At 44.0% G+C, this 16,287-nt stretch carries 16 protein-coding genes; 6 read left to right on the top strand and 10 right to left on the bottom strand.

The genetic code is table 11. The annotated features are described in order from the left end of the window. Nucleotides 1-32 precede the first annotated feature (32 nt). Entirely contained in the window at nt 33-965 is a 933-nt protein-coding gene (locus AB6C75_RS11880) for a TAXI family TRAP transporter solute-binding subunit (RefSeq protein WP_017102057.1), read from the bottom strand. Nucleotides 966-1,177: 212 nt separating this feature from the next. Beyond that, the gene (ompW, locus tag AB6C75_RS11875; protein WP_012601085.1) at nt 1,178-1,825 is read right to left on the bottom strand and encodes an outer membrane protein OmpW; all 648 of its coding nucleotides are present in this window, start codon (nt 1,823-1,825) and stop codon (nt 1,178-1,180) included. A gap of 400 nt (nt 1,826-2,225) precedes the next feature. On the opposite strand from ompW, the gene glgC reads away from it, so the two are divergent. From glgC to AB6C75_RS11855, 4 genes are all read left to right on the top strand, one after another. Continuing rightward, the gene (glgC, locus tag AB6C75_RS11870) at nt 2,226-3,446 is read left to right on the top strand and encodes a glucose-1-phosphate adenylyltransferase (protein ID WP_372107852.1); all 1,221 of its coding nucleotides are present in this window, start codon (nt 2,226-2,228) and stop codon (nt 3,444-3,446) included. A gap of 442 nt (nt 3,447-3,888) precedes the next feature. Further along, on the top strand, nt 3,889-4,245 hold the full coding sequence (hpf, locus tag AB6C75_RS11865) for a ribosome hibernation-promoting factor, HPF/YfiA family (protein WP_009846260.1): 357 nt from the start codon (nt 3,889-3,891) through the stop codon (nt 4,243-4,245). 286 nt (nt 4,246-4,531) lie between these two features. Beyond that, entirely contained in the window at nt 4,532-4,687 is a 156-nt protein-coding gene (locus tag AB6C75_RS11860; RefSeq protein WP_004732998.1) for a DUF3012 domain-containing protein, read from the top strand. A gap of 96 nt (nt 4,688-4,783) precedes the next feature. Beyond that, entirely contained in the window at nt 4,784-5,578 is a 795-nt protein-coding gene (locus AB6C75_RS11855; RefSeq protein WP_017103530.1) for an HAD-IIB family hydrolase, read from the top strand. A gap of 156 nt (nt 5,579-5,734) precedes the next feature. Here AB6C75_RS11855 and phnE (AB6C75_RS11850) read toward each other — a convergent pair whose 3' ends face one another. The 7 genes from phnE (AB6C75_RS11850) to AB6C75_RS11820 form a co-directional block, all read right to left on the bottom strand. After that, on the bottom strand, nt 5,735-6,538 hold the full coding sequence (gene phnE / locus AB6C75_RS11850; RefSeq protein ID WP_017097992.1) for a phosphonate ABC transporter, permease protein PhnE: 804 nt from the start codon (nt 6,536-6,538) through the stop codon (nt 5,735-5,737). Continuing rightward, on the bottom strand, nt 6,538-7,362 hold the full coding sequence (gene phnE, locus AB6C75_RS11845) for a phosphonate ABC transporter, permease protein PhnE (RefSeq protein ID WP_065111916.1): 825 nt from the start codon (nt 7,360-7,362) through the stop codon (nt 6,538-6,540). Before phnE (AB6C75_RS11845) ends, phnE (AB6C75_RS11850) begins: the two co-directional genes overlap by 1 nt. Beyond that, nucleotides 7,350-8,120, bottom strand: a complete 771-nt coding sequence (phnC, locus tag AB6C75_RS11840; protein WP_372107851.1) for a phosphonate ABC transporter ATP-binding protein — start codon at nt 8,118-8,120, stop codon at nt 7,350-7,352. Before phnC ends, phnE (AB6C75_RS11845) begins: the two co-directional genes overlap by 13 nt. A 129-nt stretch (nt 8,121-8,249) precedes the next feature. Continuing rightward, nucleotides 8,250-9,290 carry a phosphate/phosphite/phosphonate ABC transporter substrate-binding protein gene (phnD, locus tag AB6C75_RS11835; protein WP_004732989.1) on the bottom strand — a complete coding sequence of 347 codons (1,041 nt, stop codon included), beginning with the start codon at nt 9,288-9,290 and terminating at the stop codon, nt 8,250-8,252. Between the two features lie 301 nt (nt 9,291-9,591). Beyond that, on the bottom strand, nt 9,592-10,812 hold the full coding sequence (locus tag AB6C75_RS11830; RefSeq protein ID WP_372107850.1) for a glycerophosphodiester phosphodiesterase family protein: 1,221 nt from the start codon (nt 10,810-10,812) through the stop codon (nt 9,592-9,594). A gap of 275 nt (nt 10,813-11,087) precedes the next feature. Further along, on the bottom strand, nt 11,088-12,440 hold the full coding sequence (locus tag AB6C75_RS11825; protein ID WP_372107849.1) for a sigma-54-dependent transcriptional regulator: 1,353 nt from the start codon (nt 12,438-12,440) through the stop codon (nt 11,088-11,090). Next, a complete protein-coding gene (locus AB6C75_RS11820; protein WP_372107848.1) occupies nt 12,437-14,410 on the bottom strand; it encodes an ATP-binding protein in 1,974 nt (657 codons plus the stop codon). Before AB6C75_RS11820 ends, AB6C75_RS11825 begins: the two co-directional genes overlap by 4 nt. A 455-nt stretch (nt 14,411-14,865) precedes the next feature. On the opposite strand from AB6C75_RS11820, the gene AB6C75_RS11815 reads away from it, so the two are divergent. After that, nucleotides 14,866-15,087 carry a GyrI-like domain-containing protein gene (locus tag AB6C75_RS11815; protein ID WP_372107875.1) on the top strand — a complete coding sequence of 74 codons (222 nt, stop codon included), beginning with the start codon at nt 14,866-14,868 and terminating at the stop codon, nt 15,085-15,087. A gap of 194 nt (nt 15,088-15,281) precedes the next feature. Here AB6C75_RS11815 and AB6C75_RS11810 read toward each other — a convergent pair whose 3' ends face one another. Then, nucleotides 15,282-15,947 carry an HNH endonuclease gene (locus tag AB6C75_RS11810; protein WP_305368167.1) on the bottom strand — a complete coding sequence of 222 codons (666 nt, stop codon included), beginning with the start codon at nt 15,945-15,947 and terminating at the stop codon, nt 15,282-15,284. Between the two features lie 96 nt (nt 15,948-16,043). Between AB6C75_RS11810 and AB6C75_RS11805 the strand changes: the two genes are divergently transcribed. Beyond that, a partial coding sequence (locus AB6C75_RS11805) for a phage integrase N-terminal SAM-like domain-containing protein (RefSeq protein ID WP_371693339.1) occupies nt 16,044-16,287 on the top strand: 244 nt, incomplete at its 3' end.

Raw genomic sequence — 16,287 nt, 5'->3', positions numbered from 1 at the left:
AGTGAGATTTCACTTGCCCTGAGGTAGAGATGTTACTTGCTTACCGAATCTAGGTACTTCTGAGCACCAGCATGAATCGGTACGCCTTGCAGTCGAGAAGCATTCTCTGGTGTGGTCATTTCAGCCATTTTCACGACTTTACGAATATCACCGATGTTCTCAAAAGCGGCTTTAGTCAGATTGTAAGCCATGTCATCACTCATGTTGGCATTAACCACCAATACGTTCCACACACTAAGTGTCGATACTGGATCAACCTTATTGTAAACACCTGCTGGAATGTCGTAAGCACTGTAGGCTGGATATTGTCTCATGAAGTTAGCACTCTCTTCTTCAGAGATAGAAATCACCTTAACGTCGTGAGTTAACGCAATCTGTGTTACCGCGCCAACACCTTGACCACCAACAATGAAACCCACATCGATTTGACCATTCGCCAAAGCATTAGTGGTTTCTGAGTAATTAAGGTAAACCGCATCAATATCTTTTTTCACATCAATACCCATCGACTCAAGTAGTGCTGCAGATGTTACTGCCGTACCACTAGCAGGGGCCCCAAGGGAAACACGTTTACCTTTGAGTTGCGATAATGAATCAATACCAGAGTTTTTAAGAGTGATGGTATGAACTAGATTTGGATATAGAGCAAACAGCGTTTTCACTGGCATTTTCTTAGGAAATTTACCTTCGCCATTGTAGGCATCCAGAACCACGTTACCCATTGCAATCCCGGCGATCATATCGCCACGTACAACCTTGATGGTGTTCTCGACTGACGCTGCTGTCACTTCTGCTTTTGCATTCACATCCGGTACGTTTTCAGACCAGACTTTAGCTAATGCGCCACCAAATGGGTAATAGATACCACTTTGACCGCCTGTACCGATTGAATAGTTTTCTGCACTTGCCATCGTAGGCAGAATCGCGAGTAAAGCTACTAATAAGTTACGTTTAAGCACAATCATCTCCTTGATTATTAACCGTAATTAGATATACACCTAACTACAGGCTTTATTTTTTGTTCGTTTTTTGAGCCGTTCAAACATTACATGCGATCGAATATTGTGCAATTAAATACTATGCAATTGTGAAGCAAGTGTTAAATTGATCACTTATCAATAAAAAAGCGCCCAAGCTGGCTGGAGCTTGAGCGCTTTTAACAAACTAAAGATGTTGATTAGAAGTTGTAACCACCACCGATCATGAATACCCATGGATCAATATCAACGTCTGTTGAGTACTGTTTCCCACCAGCCTTGTACTTGGCTGTAGTATCGATGTCTGCGTACCAGACGGATGCGTTTAAAAACCAGTCGTCGTTGATCATGTAATCCATACCAACATTCGCAGCCAGTCCCCACGAATCATCAAGGGACAAATCACTTAAACCAGCATCTTTAGCCGCACCATTAAGCTCTTCGTCAAAGAATACGGTGTAGTTAATACCAGCACCTACGTAAGGACGGAACTTGCTGTTTGCTTCGCCGAAGTAGTACTGAACCATCAACGTTGGTGGTAAGTGTTTTGTCTCGGCGATATCACCTAAACCACCATGGTTTGTAGAAATTGTATGGGAGAACGGCGTCGCTGCAAGAATCTCGAGACTGATGTTGTCTGTAAACATGTAGCCAAATGTCAATCCAAGTTGGGTGTTTGAATCCACACCAAATTTTGAACCCGATGTCTCCAAAACATCTCCACTGCTATCGTTAGGAGACACTATTGCGGCACCAGCACGGATGATGAAATCACCTTCTTTATGAGCAAAAGCACTAGTTGACATAAGAGCCGCAACAACCGCAATACCACATACTGTTTTTTTCATTATAATTTCCTTTTGAGGGCTTAATCGTTATTGGTGAATGAGTAATCATTTCTTATTTTGCGTGCAAGGTAGCATATAATAACCCTACTTTATTGATGGAAATCAATTTGTGAAAACTTGTGAGAATTTATGTAAATTTGCATCGACTTGATCACTTTATTGCTTCATTTTATTGACAGTTCTGTAATGCAACTTTATCGTGCGTCATTTTGTTAATTTAACCCCTTCACCTTGCCCGGATCTGTTTGGATCAAAATAGAGCAAGCCAACACCTCGTACGCATCAACTTAGTGCAATCTCGCAGAATTCATTCTCATCTCGTTTAATATTCAATGGGTTACATTTGGCTCAGCGCTTGCAAGTCTATGTTCATAATCATAAATACATTGAGGTTCTGACCATGCAAGACACTCTTACAATCGTTCTGGCCGGCGGTGTTGGCTCTCGGCTTTCTCCCCTTACCGATAACCGTGCAAAACCTGCGGTACCTTTTGGCGGTAAATATCGAATCATCGATTTCACGCTCGCGAACTGCTTACACTCTGGGCTGCGCCAAATTTTGGTTCTGACTCAGTACAAGTCTCACTCTTTACAAAAACATTTAAGAGATGGTTGGTCGGTGCTTAACCCCGAGCTCGGCGAATACATCACCAATGTCCCCCCACAAATGCGTACAGGTGATAGTTGGTATAGCGGTACTGCCGATGCGATTTATCAAAACTTGTATCTGCTTTCTCGTAGCGAAGCTAAGCATGTAGTGGTGTTATCAGGCGACCATATCTATCGCATGGATTACGCGCCAATGCTCAAGCAACATAAAAAGAACGAGGCCGATCTAACCGTAGCGTGCATGGAGGTTTCGATTGATGAAGCCAAAGAATTTGGTGTGATGGAGATAGATGAATCTCTAGAGATCAATAACTTTACCGAAAAGCCACATTACCCTGCATGTGTCCCCGGTAGGCCGACTCGAAGCATGGCTTCAATGGGTATTTACGTCTTTGATAAAGAGGTGTTAACACAAGCGCTACTGGCGGATGCCGAAGATCCGAATTCAAGCCATGATTTCGGTAAAGACATTATTCCTAAATTGGTCGGCAACAACAGTGTTTACGCGTATAAGTTTGGCGACGAAGAAGGCCGAGTGACCCAAGATGCGTACTGGAGAGATGTGGGTACCATCGACTCTTACTACCAGTCTAATATGGATCTGTTAAAGCCAGCCTCACCTATCGATTTATACCAACCAGATTGGGCGATTCGCACCTACGAGCCGCAACTGCCACCTGCACGCACCATTGCTTCTGTAGAAGGAAACCAAGGAATATTCATCAACTCGATGATAGCGAATGGCGTAGTGATCGAAGGTGGCTCTGCGCAAAATTCTATATTCTTCCCGAAAGTGAAAGTCAGTAATGCTGCGGTTGTGATTGATAGTATTCTGTTTGAAGATGTTGAGATTGGGAAAAATTGCCATATTCAAGACTGCATCATAGATAAGAACGTCAAAGTGCCAGATGGCACCCAAATCGGTATTGATAACCTTGCCGACGCTAAACGCTTTCACATATCGAAACAAGGCGTCATTGTGGTGCCTTCTTCTTACCAATTTGAAGAATAGCTATAGCTAAAACCAGATGGCGCTATAAAGGCAACCAAGAGTTGCCTTATTCAATAGTCGCATTCACGGAGCTTTGCTTTTTTATATAAACCACACTTTTTATATCAACTGCAGTGATTTAAAAAGAAAGCATTATCGGCATCAAACTAGCAATGATTTATAAAACTTAAACTAGAATAAGTATTTGAGCTGACGTTTGGTTAAGGCGATAAAACCTAGGCTGGCAAGGTAGATTAGAGGAATGCTTCGCGAGTGAGGTCTTTTTGAACATGTATTGAAAACACGAAACATAATATGCGATCAGTTCTTCGGACTTTCAAGGGAGTAAAGGGAGATTATTTGATAACACTGAAGTGAATCACACATGTGCTATTTCGCAGTTGGTTAAACTAACCGATGTTTGCTACGTTTAAATGACACAGTCATTGGAAAGGTATGATTTATGAAAATAAATGTTCAAACACATCATGTATCAATTAACGACGAGTCACGCAAAGACATCGAAGGTAAATTCGAGAAGATATCTAACCATTTCCCATCACTGATCAGCTGCGACATCATCATCACAAAAGAACATGGTCAACACCAGGTTGAAGTGTTCACCAACTACGAAGGTGTACGTGTAAACGCAAAAGCTACAGATGACGTTATGTATCCAGCTATCGCTTCAGCACTCAAGAAACTTGAAGCAGGCCTAAGTAACCGTAAGGGACAATTGAAATCAGACTTACACGAGAAACCAACGAGCACGAAGCCAGAAATTGCTTCAGACATCATCCAAGAGATGAAACTGGTATAACTCGACTAATAGTTAAAGCGCACTGACGAATAGAAGCGCACAAGAATTCCAAAGCCAGCATGCGTTGCTGGCTTTTTCGATCTACACCTCAATCAATTTATCAATCAACCTATTAATCACCTTAATTTTGTATCGCGACTGTCTAACACGCGTTCGCTTCCAACCTTAAAACACAGCCCAATCCTAGATCTTTTTGACCAACTTATGTCACTGACTGCTATAACAATCACTAGTAGTATTTGATACAGTTATAAGCAAGGATTTAAACAAGAAAGGAATGTTTATTATGAAAAAAATTGCATTGATTCTATTTCTCGCGACTCAACTTATGGCCTGTACAGAAGTGGGCAGTGAAGCTTGGTGTACTGATATGAAAGAGAAACCGAAAGGCGACTGGACTGCCAATGAAGCCGGTGACTTTGCTAAGCATTGTGTTTTCTAAACACAGCTCAGCATTAATTAGCAACACTGAGTGTAGACGTTTAACGACGAACTGCTCACTCTAAGCAACACAATCAGTGGAATAGTGAGTTTTTAGATGGAACACCAACTAGGCAATAACTGGAAGCACATCGAATGGGTATTAACCGACGTCGATGACACGCTCACTTGGCAAGGCTCACTCCCTCCTGAAACCTTGATTGCGTTACAAAAGCTAAGAGACAATGGAATCAAAGTGGTCGCGGTGACTGGCGCTTGTGCGGGTTGGTGTGATCATATTGCACAACTATGGCCTGTCGATGCTGTGCTTGGAGAGAACGGCGCCTTCTTATTAGAGAAACAAGATGGTGCATTACAGCTTTCATCGGAAACACCACTAGAGCAAGTGCGCCAGAGCCAAACCAAGCTAAAACAACAAGTTGAAGCGATCTTGGCGAGTTACCCAGATCTATCCCTAACTCTGGACCAATCTTACCGCTTGTGTGAGGTCGCGATTGATATCGGCCAAAACCGTGAACCTGTTGACCCTGAAACTGTTCAAGCGGTACTCGAAAGAATACACGCTTTAGGCGCACATGCGACGGCAAGTTCGATTCATATCAATGCTTGGTATGGCGAGCACTCAAAGAAAAACGCAGTACATCGTTTTCTGGCTAATAAAGGCCTATCGCTTGAACAAATCCACAAGCAAGCGTGTTATGTCGGCGATTCAATGAATGATCAACAGATGTTCGAATCACTACAGCTCACCGTTGGCGTGGCTAACATTCAGCATTATTGGGATAAATTAGATCATCATCCAAGCAAGGTGATGTCACAACCGGGTGGCTATGGGTTTGCAGAATTTGTGGATGCACTTCTGAGGCTTAAAATTGAGACAGCGAAAAGCTAACCATCCCTGTCTAAACAAGCTTTCTGCCCATTCAAACAACATAAAAAAACGACCGCTAGGTAGACCGAAGTACCTAGGGTCGTGTGAGCTTCAAAATGCTAGATAAGCTCTTAACTTTGACACATCACACAAAACACGCTGCATTGCACCATATGTTTATATGAGTTTATTACGGATATGGATCACCACCGCTTCTGCAACGATAACCACTGCGAAGATACTCACCAACACCATTGATACTTTTTGCCACTCAAAAAGGTTTTGCGCATCGTTGAGCACCACGCCAATACCACCAGCGCCCACTAACCCCAATACCGCAGATTCACGCACATTGATGTCCCAACGGAACAACACGATGGAATAGAACGCAGGCATTACTTGTGGCCAATAACCTTTAAGTAAAACGCTCATCCAAGAAGCGCCTGTCGCGCGTAAAGCTTCAATAGGCCCCATGTTCACTTCAGCAATTGCTTCCGCTAACAGCTTCCCTACAAAGCCGATACTACGAATGGCAATTGCCATAATGCCTGCGAGAACACCGGGGCCAAACAGTGCGATGAACAGCAATGCCCAAACCAATGAGTTCACAGAACGTGAAGACACGAGAAAGAATTGAGCAATCCAATTCAAAGCTTTATTCGGAGTGATATTTGGCGCGTTCATCAGCGCCAAAGGGATAGCAAATACCAAGGTAAACAAGGTACCTAACGTCGCGATGTGCAGTGTCTCAATCATCGCTGCGTGAATCGACTCAGGATAGAACGCGTAATCCATTGGCACCATACGCTCGAACATGTCGGCAAACTGGGCTGGCGCGTCGTATAGGAACTCAGGAATTACTTCAACGGTTTGCCAAGACCAAACAATCGCACACACTAAGCTAAGGTAAACGGCAAATCGAGCCACGCGTTCGTTTGGTGTAAAGCGCTGCCACTCTTTATCGATAGATGCAGTTGTCATTAGAAGATTCTCCTAACAATGTTGGAAAGAAATTCACCCACAAGAATCAATGCGATAATGGTGATCAAAATAGCGGCGACAAAGTCGTAATCAAAACGTTGGAATGCTGAGAAAAGCGTACCGCCAAGACCACCCGCACCCACAATGCCAACCATGGTTGAGTTACGTAAGTTTGAGTCCAATTGGTAGCTAGCAAAGCCAATGAAACGAGTAAATACCTGTGGCATAACCGCGTACAGAATGACGCTGACAAAGCTCGCCCCCGTTGCTTTAATCGCTTCAACCGGTTTAAAAGAGATCTCTTCAATCGCTTCAGCAAACAACTTGGCGATGAAACCAATGGATGCGAATACCAAGGTCAGGATTCCAGCAAGGGCACCGAAGCCCACCGCTTTCACAAATAGGATTGCGATGATCACTGGGTGGAATGAACGACACAGTGCGATGAAGCCACGAATCGGTGTCGATACAATCGAAGGCATCATGTTTCTTGCAGCAAGTAAGCCAAGAAACAGTGAGATGACGATGCCGAAGAAACTCGAAATGATCGCTATCTGCAAGCTCTCCGCTAAGCCACTTAGCAGTAGATTAGTACGCGAGAAATCTGGCGGGAACATTCTTGATAGTAACCGCTCACTTTCACCAAAACCGATGACCAAACGATCAAAGGTCAGTCCTAACGTCGCAAAGCTGTAAAACAGGTAGCCAATGATTGCAGCGATAATTGCACGGTTAGTCCATGAGGTTTTGAACGGATTTTCATGCTTCGCTGGCGATGTGCTTGATGAAACGCTTGGCGACGAGCTTGGATTTAATCCAGCCATGACTCACCCCCATAAATAACTTTTAGGTCTTCTTCTGAAATACCTTCAGGGCTGCCATCGTAATGCACCTTGCCATTACACATACCAATGATGCGCTTGGCATAACGCTTGGCTAAGTTCACATCGTGGATATTCACCAACACTGGGATGTTTTTCTGTTCTGCGAAGGTCTCCATCAACTCCATGATCTCAACCGCGGTTTTCGGGTCGAGTGATGATGTTGGTTCATCCGCCAATAAGATATATGGGTCTTGCATGACTGCGCGAGCGATACCAACACGCTGTCTTTGCCCGCCTGACAAACTGTCGGCACGTTGGTTTGCAAAGTCTTGTAGGCCAACAAATTCAAGTAACTCGAACGCTTTTGCTAGGTCTTGCGCAGAGTAGTTACGACGCCATGCATTCCAAGCGGTCATGTAACCCAAACGGCCACTCAACACGTTCTCGATAACCGTTAAACGTTCCACGAGGTTATATTCTTGAAACACCATGCCGATATGTCGACGCTGTTTGCGTAGCGCTTGGCCTTTTAGTTGAGTCAGGTCTGCGCCATCAAATATGATCTCACCTTGGCTTGGATCGTTGAGTCGGTTGATACAGCGCAGAAGCGTACTTTTACCGGTACCAGATGGACCAATGATCGCGATGATACCTGGCTCATCGATATCAATATTAATGCCTTTAAGGATTGGCTTGCCTGCCACGTATTCGTGGAAAAGGTTGTTTATCTTTATTCCTTCATAGCTTGCTACGGCCATACTGCATTTCCTTGTGCGAATTTTCGAATGATCTATGCCCTACCCGCGAGGGCATAGATATTTAGTTGAAGTAGGTTTTTTTAAAGGGCTAAGTCTTTCTAAAACTTATCCTTCCAACAGAGCTAAGAACTAGCCGTTGTTTGCTTGTTTTGCTAGCTCAGCGGCTTTTTTCTTTGCGCGTTTAGCCGCATCTTTTTCAGCCAATTTCTTCAAGCCAGTTTTGGTGTAAGCCGTACCTGTCGCATGAGCGATATCACGAATTACATCCCACTCTTCTTTGTAGCTGATTGGAGAGAAACGGTCGGCACCTTTAAACGATGCGCTCATTTCTGGTGTAAAGCGGTAGCTAAAGAAAGCCTCGTTGATCTTCTCAACTAGCTCTGGTTTTAGGTTGTAAGCATAGCCAAACGCAGACGTTGGGAAGCGTGGGCTACGGTAGATGATCTTCAGTTCAGAATCGTCAACACGACCTGCTGCGACCATACGATCGTACACGTCCGATGCCACAGGTGCCGCATCATAGTCTCCGTTGAAGACACCTAGAATCGATTGGTCATGCTTACCTGAGTAAAGCACTTTGTAATCTTCATCTGGCACTAGGCCTTTCGCTGGGAATAACGCACGTGGAGCTAGGTTGCCAGAGTTGGAAGATGCAGAAGTGTGTGCAACCTTTTTGCCTTTCAGATCAGACATTTTGTTAATGCCGCTGTCTTTACGCACAATCGTGATTAGGTTGTAGCCTTGGAAGCCAGACTCATCGCCTTTCACCGCAATTGGAACGTAACCTGCTAAGTTAACTGCGTAGCCTGTTGGGCCCGTAGAGAAACCTGCAACATGCAGTCGACCAGAACGCATCGCTTCCACTTGTGCAGAGTTTGAGTGCACCGTGTAGTAAATCACCCGCTTACCCGTGATTTTACTTAGGTGAGCTTGGAAATCCGCAAACGCATCTTTGTACAACGCAGGGTCTTCTACTGGCGTATAAGTAAACACAAGCGTACTTGGGTCGTTCCACTCATCTGGGTTCTTTGGTGAATCGGCCACCAAATCTTGGTTTTCATCACAGTATCGATCGTCTAACACACCACGGCTAGAGCAGTCGCTTGCCATAGCCATTGAAGGAAGTAGTAATGAGCTAGCGATTAACAGTCCTTTAACACTGATTTTCATATTCAAACCTTACTTTTACTTATTGTTGAAAGTCACCTTCACTATTGCAGCCTTTGTGCCACCTTTTAATTTATTTGATTTCAATCACTTAAAGAAAAATCTAAATTGGCAAATTACTTTTGTGTCATTACTGTCCAAGCAAGAAGTGTCTATTTGGGTCATTTATGTCCCGTCAATTTCAGTGGTAAAAAAAGAGCCCGAAGGCTCTTTGGTTCACTGCTTTTTCTCTTATTATTCTTTGGCTAAGCGCTCTCTATACAAACGCTATAATTAGCAGGCGTAACAGCGCTCTCAGAATCGCCTATGCGTCGCTGTCCATGCAGTTAGCGTAATAAGTTACCGTTGCAGGCCAATCGCTGAATACGCCCATCACACCAACATCTTGTGCCAACACATCAAGCATTTTCATCATATCGCCATCATTGTTGATGCCATCTTTCACGCTCTTGTAATACCAACCACCGCCTTGCGCTAGCGGGCCAGAACGTTCCAGTGTCCATGCGATAATGTCGAGGTCTGCATCCTTAGCCATTTTCGCGTAGTTAGACGCCACTAATTCGTTGTTCTTATCAAGTTCAACCAAAGCAAACAGAGGTGGTGCGATGATATTCACGCCCGCATCGTGTAGCTCCTTCATGTTTTCAACAGACGCGACAAAGTCCGCTTGCTCATAGACACGATCGTCAAGGTAAACGGCTTGCTTACCGAACTTAGGTGTCTCATTGACCCAATACTTAACATCATCCAAGTTGAATGACTGTAGGTAAGTCTCTGAAGGCTCAAAGCCCGCCTCTTTCAGTTCATCCACCAACTTCTGCGCATACATCTCTTGGCTAAAGCCATTGAAAGGCATTTCAACCGCCGCCGATTTCAGCTCAGGAGTCACCTTCACGCCGTGCTCTTTAAACAATGCCGCACTTTCGGCGTGTGTCATCAGTGTCCCATTTTGGCTGTAAAGGTCAGTTCTCCAACCAGGTGTGCCATTCATGTACTCTTCGACAGTGGTTGCTTTTGGATTCGCACCATCCATTTTCCCTTTCAGGGTCTTAAACTCAGCCAGCGTGAAATCAGAGGTACGACACTCAACCTGTGCATCTTCGCCTGTCGCTGGGTTAGCTGGCGTGAACGGTGTTGAACACTTCTTAGCAAGATCGGGATGTGCCAAAACATCGGTTGTGGTGTGCAGATCACTTTGCGAGTGACGACATACCAACGCCTTATCTTTAGTAAAAGTCACATCGCACTCCACTACACCCGCGCCCATTTGAATCGCTGCTAAGTAGGATTCCTTGGTGTGTTCAGGAAACTGCATCGCAGCTCCGCGATGTCCAATAGAAAAATCACTACGATGAAAAGGTCCTTCACTGCAACTCAACAGCTTGGTTTTCAAAGGGCTCTCATCCATATTGTTCACTAAAAAGAGGGGACGAGGACCTAAGTCGGCTGATTCTGCTGCGGCCCATGCCGTCATCGAGCTCACACCTAGTATCAGCGCAATCGAACCTTTCAGTATTTGCTTCATGTTTGTATCTCCTTGCAACAAGCAATTATTTTTCTAACTTCCTTTATTCGATCATTCGGTGTTGGATAGCTGTCATATATAGATAGCTGTCATATATATTTTGACTCAGCACCGAATAACCTCATGTGAACGTATGCCACAATGTAGTGATTGCACGCATTGTGCCAAATGTTAAAGCCCTTTTATTACAATCACTTGAAACGGTTAACCATTCGACTAAAAGTAAAATGGGTCATTGTTGTCTTGTGCTTTTATTAAGCGAATGAATGAACCAGCTAGGCCTTGAAGCTCTCTTTGTCCAATTGGTGTTTCTTCATTTTTCGATAAAGCGTTTTGCGTGGCAGGTTCAGCTTGCTTGAGACCTCATTGATGTTGCCTGCGCTTTCTATTAGCGCTTCCGTCAATACATTCCTTTCGTACTGTTCCATCTGTTTTTCAAAGGCGAAATCTTCTCCGGACGCTTCACAAATTGGTGATTGAAGATCAAAGCCATCACCGACGATACCTAACACAAATCGGTCGGCGACATTGCGCAGTTCGCGCACGTTACCTGGCCATTCGTGTCGACATAATTGCTGAATTTGCTCAGGATAAATCGTTGATGGACGCGTCTTATATTTATGACTCGCTTGAATCACAAAATGGCGGAATAACACCTGAATGTCTTCTTTGCGTTGACGCAATGCGGGAAGGTTTAAGCTAGCAATATTAAGACGATAGAAGAGATCGGCTCTGAACTCCCCCTTTTCACTCAAGCTCGCAAGATCGGCTTTGCTGGCGGCTACCACCACAATATCGACCGGGATTAACTCGTTACCACCAACGCGTTCAATCATTCTTTCTTGAATGACGCGCAACAGTTTAATTTGCACCGCAATTGGCATGCTTTCGATTTCATCAAGGAACAGAGTTCCGCCATTGGCTTGTTCTATTTTGCCAATGCGTTTCTTGTTGGCACTGGTAAACGAACCCGCTTCATGGCCAAACAACTCACTTTCGATAATGCTTTCTGTCATGCCGCCACAGTTGATCGCGACAAAGGGCTTCGCCTTACGACGGCTAAATTGATGCAACGCGCGAGCAATCACCTCTTTGCCCGTTCCTGTTTCGCCGTTGATGATGGTATCAACACCGGTATGAGACAGTGCGAGCACTTGCTTACGTATCGTATCCATAGCTTTGGATTGGCCAATAACCACCGTTTCAATCGGTAAACCCTCTTGCCCATCGCCATCCGTGGTTGATGGGCAACTGTGCTGACACTGGGCAATCGCCAAATCAAGCTTCTCCACCAGCTCACTCGAATTAAGCGGTTTTTCTAGGAAGTCAAAAGCGCCCAACTTCATCGCTTCGATCGCCATTGGGATATCGCCATGACCACTCATCAATAAAACGGGCACATTTGGGGCACGGTGTTGGATTGAGCTCAACAACGTCAAACCGTCCACTTTCGGTATGCGCACGTCACACAGTACAACCGACGGGCTGTTTGCTTTGAGCGATTTAAGGCCAAGGTTAGGGTCGGTAAAGGTCGTGACGCTAAAACCTTCTAGCTCCAACATTTCACTCACGGCTTCAACGACATCGATTTCATCATCGATAAGAACTATGTGTTTTTCTGCAGTCATGAGGCTATGCCTTTTGGTAGAGTGACGATAAAAGTAGTGCCTTGGTGTTCAACTGATTCCACGTGAATCGAGCCGCCAAAGTCTTTTATGATGTTGTATGCGATAGACAAACCGAGTCCAAGCCCCTTGCCTGTTGTCTTGCGGGTATAAAATGGATCAAACAGGTGCGGAATGTCCTCTTCAGGTATCCCTAACCCGTTGTCCATCACCAAAATCTGAATGGTATTCGAATGCTCTTGAGTAGAGATGCTGAGCTCTGGTTGCTCTCTGTGTTCAATCGCATCCAGAGCATTGCTGATCAAATTCACCAGTACCTGTTCTAAGCGAATGTTGTTAGCTCGAACCATCTGGCTGCTTTGGGGCGAATACTGAATCGACACAGCGCTCTGTCGGGTTTCAAACAGGTCAATCGCATCACCAATCACCTTATTCAATTCAACGTTATCAATTTTGCCATCACTCTTACGTGAGAAGGCCTTTAGGTGACGAGTAATCGCAGCCACTTTGTCTAACAAAATCTCGATCTTTTTTAGGTTCTCTTCTGCCCTGTCAGGCCTTTGCTTGCCTAACCATAATTGAGCACTTCGAACGTGACTGTTTACTGCGGTCAGAGGTTGATTGATCTCGTGCGTGATCCCAACACTGAGCTGCCCCAATGCAGCCAGTTTTCCTGCTTGGATCAACTCATCTTGAGTCACTCGTAGTTTAGCTTCGGCTAAGGTACGTTCTTCTACCTCCGCCTCTAATTTACGATTGGTTTGCTTAACAACTTTAGCCGTGGTCTGGAATACCTTTAGGTACTTAGCCATTTGTGTTACTTCGTCTTTGCCACGAATGGAAACCTCGGTATCTAAATGGCCGGTAGAAATCGCGAACATGTTGTCTTTGAGCTGTAAAAGCCTTTCTAAAATACTCTTACGCACGTAGAACCACGAAATGGCAGCGGCAGCCAACACGCTAAACAGAGAAAGAAAAAGAGAGAGTTGTTGGTTCGATTGTAAAGACAGCTGCGCCTGCTGAATCGATTGGTCAATATTGCTATTCACCTTGCTGGTGTTGCTTTCGATCTGCACGGTTAACTGATTCAAATGTTCACGGCTGTTTTGCAGGAAATATTGCTCTTGGTAAAGATGATCGAGCGCTTTGTTTTTCATCCCATATAAGCTGCTATCACTGGAGGCGAGGTTATAGATCACTGTGAGTTGATGATCTAATTCAGGAAAATCATGTCTTAAATCACCACTGACCCAAAGTTTCCACCACTCTTCCCCTACCTGCTCTAAACGGTAGCTGGTGTAATCGAGCTCATTAAAACTTGAGTCGTTATACAGCTTCTCGACCAAGCCTAATTGGTAATAAAGCAGAGATTTCAACTGAGTATATTGGATTTGATCTTTGGCTGACTCAGGCAAGCTATCGAGTGAATCACTGGCCTCTTGCAACAGAGGATAAAAGCCCTCAAGCAAATTACGAAGTTCTTGATTGAGTTGTTCTGACTCAATCTCACTTTGATACAACAAACTAAGACTGTTATTAACTTGGGCAATAAGATCTTTAAAATAGGCGTGATAATCAGGAAATTGAACCATAACGCTATTCATCACTGAAATGGCCTCTTCAATTTTAAGCATCGCCTGCTTACGTTCTATATTCGATTCAGCGTCACTGAGCTGAGATGAGGTCGTGATAATCACACGCACCATATCATTGAGGCGTGCAGCGTTATCTAAGGCGGGGATTTCACTTTCTTTTAATTCGACAAGGCGTTGGTTTAAATCGTCAAAGGTGAAGCTCGATACAACTGACAGAAAGATGGTGGTCATCGATAACATAGCCAATGCCAACACCAAACGCAGCTCGATGCCCTTCCAACCAAACCACTTACGACGCGGGATTTTGATCGAAAACGGGCGTTCAAAACTGTCTTTATTTTCTATCACCTCGGAGACATGACTACTCACTCGCCCCACCTTCTTCTCATCATAAAACCAAAAAAATCCGTTAATGATTCAATCAGTTAGGTGGTTTACCTATTTAATCTTACCTCTAATAGCTTTAGTGAAACTATGAAACGAAGAGTAATCATTAACATTTAACATTTAACATTTAACATTTAACATTTAACATTTAACATTTAACATAAGATATCATAACAATTATTATATAAAGCTTGAGCTGTCTGTTTTGCGATAATAGAAAGTGACCTCACCGACAGAAACGTGATTACTTTATCAATCCCTGTCGGAGGACATTTTAGTTTGAGCACTTCCAATAACGTCTGATCATTTATCATAGAGATTGATCGTATTGGGCTCATCATTTGCAAAACGGTCTTGAATCTAAACTTTCAGACAAATTAGCAATAATGGAAAATCATTGAGTCTCGCAGTGTATGACACTACCTATGTCGAAATAGGATGGATGTATCGATCGCAAGACAATTTTGGGTGGCAAATATGCCAAGGCCTTGCACAAAGGTACTTACGAGAAACTCTCTGAAGCTTACAGCTATTTACTCTTAGAATGGCTACCAGACAGTGGGTTTGAACTGCGAGACCAACCATGCTTTGAGGTGTACCTGAATCGAGACCCAAGACGAACTAAACCTGAGAATTTGAAAACCGAAATCTATATTCCGATCAAGTAACTGAGAGAGCTTCCCTTGAGTCAGTCAATCACGGCTGGCTCATTTTTGCCCCAAGACGTGTTTAGAATACAAAAACCATCATAAGATTAATTTGTGCAACAAGCTGTTGCACAAACTTTAATACCTAATTTTGCAAGAGTATCTCTTGCAAACATGCAAATGGTAAAAATAGGAGCTAATACTCACTCCGTCATTTAAAACCCAACTCTTAACTGAGGATAATTATCCACAAGGTAAGAATCGTTCAAGTAGTAGTATCGCCAAAATATAGAGAATGGATGTTTTACATTAAGCATTGCTTCGAAAGTTTCTTCTGCTTCTTGCTTTGCTGTACGTCCTGAACTCTTGTTACGGAGCACCTGCCTTGCTAATAGCAACTTGGTATAATACTCCCACATTTGATCTATCAGAGCAGTACGGCTAATACCTCTTAAAGCCGTATTCTCAAGGTTGTAGCAAGCCTCTAGTAATGTCACCGTGTTTTCTGTTTGGGTGCATGGTTTTGCACTGGTTGTCGAAACTTCAACATCTCCATCAGGTATAGAAGGCATCAAGCATTTAACCATTGCACCAACATCGTAAAAACGATTAGCACAATCTAAAAGATTGATATGCGTACTGCTTTTGATGCTATTGCATCGAGAGCATGAGTAGTACAAGTTCTCCCAGTTGTATTTCAATTCGGGAACTTTTTTGTGCGGAATGAAATGTTCCACTTCTACATCTTGGATCTCATCTCGTTCACACAGGTAGCACTTCTCGAAGAACATAGGCTTTAATTTCTTGAGAACATCCACTTCATTGTATTGACTCTTAGTGATGCTATCTGGTGTAGGGTATGTTCGAACAACATTGAACATTTAGTTGAACGAAGCCGCTGCGCGGCAGAGTAAAGCGAGCGCAAGCCATACTCTTGTAACACCATCACCCTGATGGTCATTCACAGGAGTAACCCCATGAAACCAGCCGACTTAAAACGCTACAACGCCCTTTATGAACAACACCTTACCAATCTAAAGCTGCAAGGTAAACGACCCGCAACCATTGATGCCTATTCTCGTGCGGTTCGTCGGATCACCGCACATTTTGATCGAGTCCCTGATACGTTAACCACCAATGACCTTAAACAGTTCTTCGCTTCTCTCATCCAAACCCACTCGTGGAGCACCATTAAACTCGATCGTAATGGCTTGCAGTTTT

It is taken from the genome of Vibrio sp. 10N.237.312.B06, from assembly GCF_041464685.1.
Taxonomy (GTDB): Bacteria; Pseudomonadota; Gammaproteobacteria; order Enterobacterales; family Vibrionaceae; genus Vibrio; species Vibrio tasmaniensis_A.
The sequence above is the reverse complement of the archived record's forward strand: the minus strand, read 5'-3'. Positions and strand labels throughout refer to the sequence as shown.